Source organism: Pseudoalteromonas sp. SIMBA_162, from assembly GCF_046535955.1.
In the GTDB taxonomy this organism is placed as follows: domain Bacteria; phylum Pseudomonadota; class Gammaproteobacteria; order Enterobacterales; family Alteromonadaceae; genus Pseudoalteromonas; species Pseudoalteromonas marina.
The window spans coordinates 1-244 of record NZ_JAWJBQ010001000.1 but is presented as its reverse complement, the minus strand read 5'-3'; the positions used below and the strand labels follow the sequence as shown (position 1 = coordinate 244).

Sequence of the window (244 nt, the reverse complement as noted above, 5' to 3'; positions counted from 1 at the left end):
GGGAAATTGGATAAAACTATTTCTGAAATTATGACGAATGACCAACTGTTAAAAGAGGCTAAGTTTAACAAATCACCTTTTCGAGGTATTGGAGCATTATTTCTTCAAGAGGATAAACAACAACATGCGGAACGGGCCAGAACATTGTATGTGGAAATGAAAAGGCGGCAACGAATATTAACTTCAAATGGCGATATCCAATATATCGTATATTTAACAACTGATCAAGTGAATGACCCCGTTA

General features: G+C 36.1%; 1 protein-coding gene. It reads left to right on the top strand.

The features are described 5' to 3' along the window. On the top strand, nucleotides 1-244 hold a 244-nt coding region (locus tag R0J88_RS22715; protein ID WP_410901281.1), incomplete at both ends, for a DUF4003 family protein.